Consider the following 2,792-nt stretch of genomic DNA (forward strand, 5'->3'; position numbering starts at 1 on the left):
TGGCGAGCACCCGCCCGGCGGAGGCCCGCACCTCGGCGAGCAGCGCGCCGGCCCCGGCCCCGTCCAGGCCTGCGGGCGGCGGCCCGGGGGACATCACGGGCGGCGCGCCCACGCCGAGATCATCGGGGCGGTGGCCAGGTCGAGCCGGCCGGTCGCGACGTTGGCCAGGTGGCGGTCGATCTCCTCGTCCGTCGCGAGGCCTTCCCGTACCAGCAGTCCGCGGATCTGCCGGACGGTCGCGTCCTCCAGGACCGCGCAGGCCGGCGAGGTGATCGGGAAGTACGCGTCGGCCTGGACGTCGACCAGGCCCGCCTCGCGCAGCGCCCTGGGCAGCGTCCGCCCGTACGCGAGGTCGGCGCCGCGGCCCGCCATCAGGGTGCGGAAGCCGGTCCGCAGCCGGTTGGCGAGGCGCTCGTCGGGGCCGGACTCGTCGGGGCAGAGCAGCGGTTGCAGGGCCGGGTCGGCGTCCTCCAGGAGCAGCCGGCCGCCGGGGCGCAGCGCCCGCACCATCCTGCGCAGGGCCTCGGCGCGGTCGGCGACGTGCACCAGGACCAGCCGGGCGTGCACCAGGTCGAAGCCGCCGGGCGGCGGCGGGTCGGCGGCCACGTCGTGGCGCAGCACCTCGATCACGCCGCCGGCGGCGGGGGCGGTCCAGGAGACGTCGATGTCGGTGGCGACCACCGCGCCGGTCGGGCCGACCCGCTCGGCGAGCCCGAGCGGCACCGAGGGGCCGCCCGCGCCGACCTCCCAGCAGCGCATGCCGGGGCCGATCCCGAGGGCGTCGACGTGCCGGAAGGTCACCGGGTCGAAGAGTTCGGCGAGGGCGCCGAAGCGGATGCCCGCCTCCGACTGGCGGTTGTCCAGGAGGTAGCCGTGGTCGCTCTCGTGCTCAGCCATGCCGGGATTCTCGCAGACGCGAGTTCGAAGACAGGCCCTCGGGGCGCGGCACTCGGGGCGGGCCGTTCAGGGCTGCGGGGCCGGGTCGGTGAGCGCCGGGATGTCGTAGGTCACCTTGCCGATGTCGGAGATCAGGTAGCCGCCGTCGGGCCCGCGTCGGAGCGTCAGTCGCGGGGTGTACGACTGCCTGGGCGTTCGGAACCAGCCCTCCTCGGCGGCGTAGGTGCAGTAGACGGCGACCTCCAGCTCGACCACCTCGCCGGTGAGGTCGCGCGGATCGAAGCGGCCCGCCGCGGGCCCCGCGACCACCCATCTGACCAGCGACCAGCCCCGGCGTGCGGTCAGGTCGGCGGGCCAGGCCGACCCGTTCTCCTCGCAGGCGGTCAACCCGCCGCCGGCGGCGGCCAGTTCGGAAGTCAGGTACCGGCGCGACCGGCTCAGGACGGCCGCCGGCCCGGCGTCGCCGCGGGAGGTGTCGAAGGTGCCCGAGGTGACGGCCCAGGCGATCGCGACGGACTCCGCGTCGTGCCCGTCCACCGTCAGCGGCGGCGTCTGCGCGGTCGGCCGGTCCTTCGGCGGGGCGATCGGATCCCCCGGCTGGTATCCCGGTTTGGAGGGGAAGCTGTAGCCGGCCGGAGCGACGGCGACCGTGGTGCCCGGGATCTCCTGCTGGTCCTGGTCGTAGCAGGGGTTGCACCGGATGCGCTCGCCGGAGCCGGTGCCGTAGCTCGTCTCCCAGCCCCTGCCGTGGGTCGACAGCTCGGTGCCGGACTCCCTGCGCACCCCGGAGACGTGGAACGGGCGGTCGCCGTCCTTCAGCGTCCAGGTGCGGCGCTTGCCGTCGACGGTGCCCTCGACCGTGAGCACGTAGTCGTAGCTGTGCCGGGTCGCGAGCACGGTGAGGCTGACGATCTCGGGCTTCCGGTCCTCCAGGTAGAGGTACTTGTCGGTGAAGTAGGGGGCGAACGACACCGGTCCGGCGGCCCCGATCAGCGCGACCGGGTTCGGGGAGTCCAGGTCGACGCCCATGTCGATCTTCTTGCCCTCCCCCTGTCCGGCGCAGTCCACGACCGTGCCGGGCAGCGGGTCGCGGGGCTCGCCCACGATGGTCGCCCGCACCTGTTCGATCGCCACGGTGTGGCCGTTGCCGACCATCGAGACCGACAGCGGCGACGCGCCCACGTCCGTACCGCCCTGCGCGTGCGCCCACGTCCGGGCGGCTTCGCAGCCGGTGACGGCCGGCGGGTCGGTCGGTCTGACGACCCGGGGGACGACCGTGGTCGAGTCGGCGTCGGCGTGCTCGGGGTCGTAGTGGGCACCGAGTTCCGGCCCCTTGCCGCCCTCCGTCGCGGTCAGCGCCCAGTACGTCGTGCCGGCGCCCAGCAGGGCCAGCACGCTCAGCACGGCGATCAGCAGCCGCAGGCGCGGTCTGCGGCCGCCCATCAGCGTGAGGACGCCGCCCATGAACACGTTGCCGTGGATGGTGCTCTGGCTGATCCTGTTGTGCGTCTCGTGCTGGTCGCCCACTCCACCCACCCCGTCCGAGGGATCCGCGTCCACCACAGTGGCGGTTCCCGGCGGGTGGAGGGAAGACCCGCGCCGCAAGCCCCGGGCGCCGTGGCGTCGCGGCGCCGTGGCGTCGTCGGCGCGGACGGTCTTGTTGACGAAATGTCAGCAAGTTCGTCCGATCGCCTTGACGGCATGCGGTCACGGCTGGACCCTGTGGACCCGGAAACGCCGCGCGCTCCCCGGCCCCCACCGCTCGGGAGCGCGCGAGAGGACGTCTTCTCGCCCCTCACCGAGGAAGAGGTTTTCCCATGCGCTTCAGCCGCCGCCTCCCCGCCACCGCCGCCGCCGTCTGCGCGACCGCCGCGCTCGCGCTGGCCGCCGTACCC

The 2,792-nt window shown here is 74.6% G+C and carries 2 protein-coding genes; both read right to left on the reverse strand.

Annotated features, from left to right (window positions below; translation table 11 throughout):
- Positions 1-93: 93 nt before the first annotated feature.
- Positions 94-897, reverse strand: a complete 804-nt coding sequence (locus AE652_RS39025; protein WP_049660250.1) for a methyltransferase domain-containing protein — start codon at positions 895-897, stop codon at positions 94-96.
- A gap of 66 nt (positions 898-963) precedes the next feature.
- Complete coding sequence (locus AE652_RS39030) at positions 964-2,424, reverse strand: hypothetical protein (RefSeq protein WP_049660252.1); 1,461 nt, start codon at positions 2,422-2,424, stop codon at positions 964-966.
- Positions 2,425-2,792 lie beyond the last annotated feature (368 nt).

The sequence above is a fragment of the Kitasatospora sp. MY 5-36 genome, assembly GCF_001182915.1.
Taxonomy (GTDB): Bacteria; Actinomycetota; Actinomycetes; order Streptomycetales; family Streptomycetaceae; genus Kitasatospora.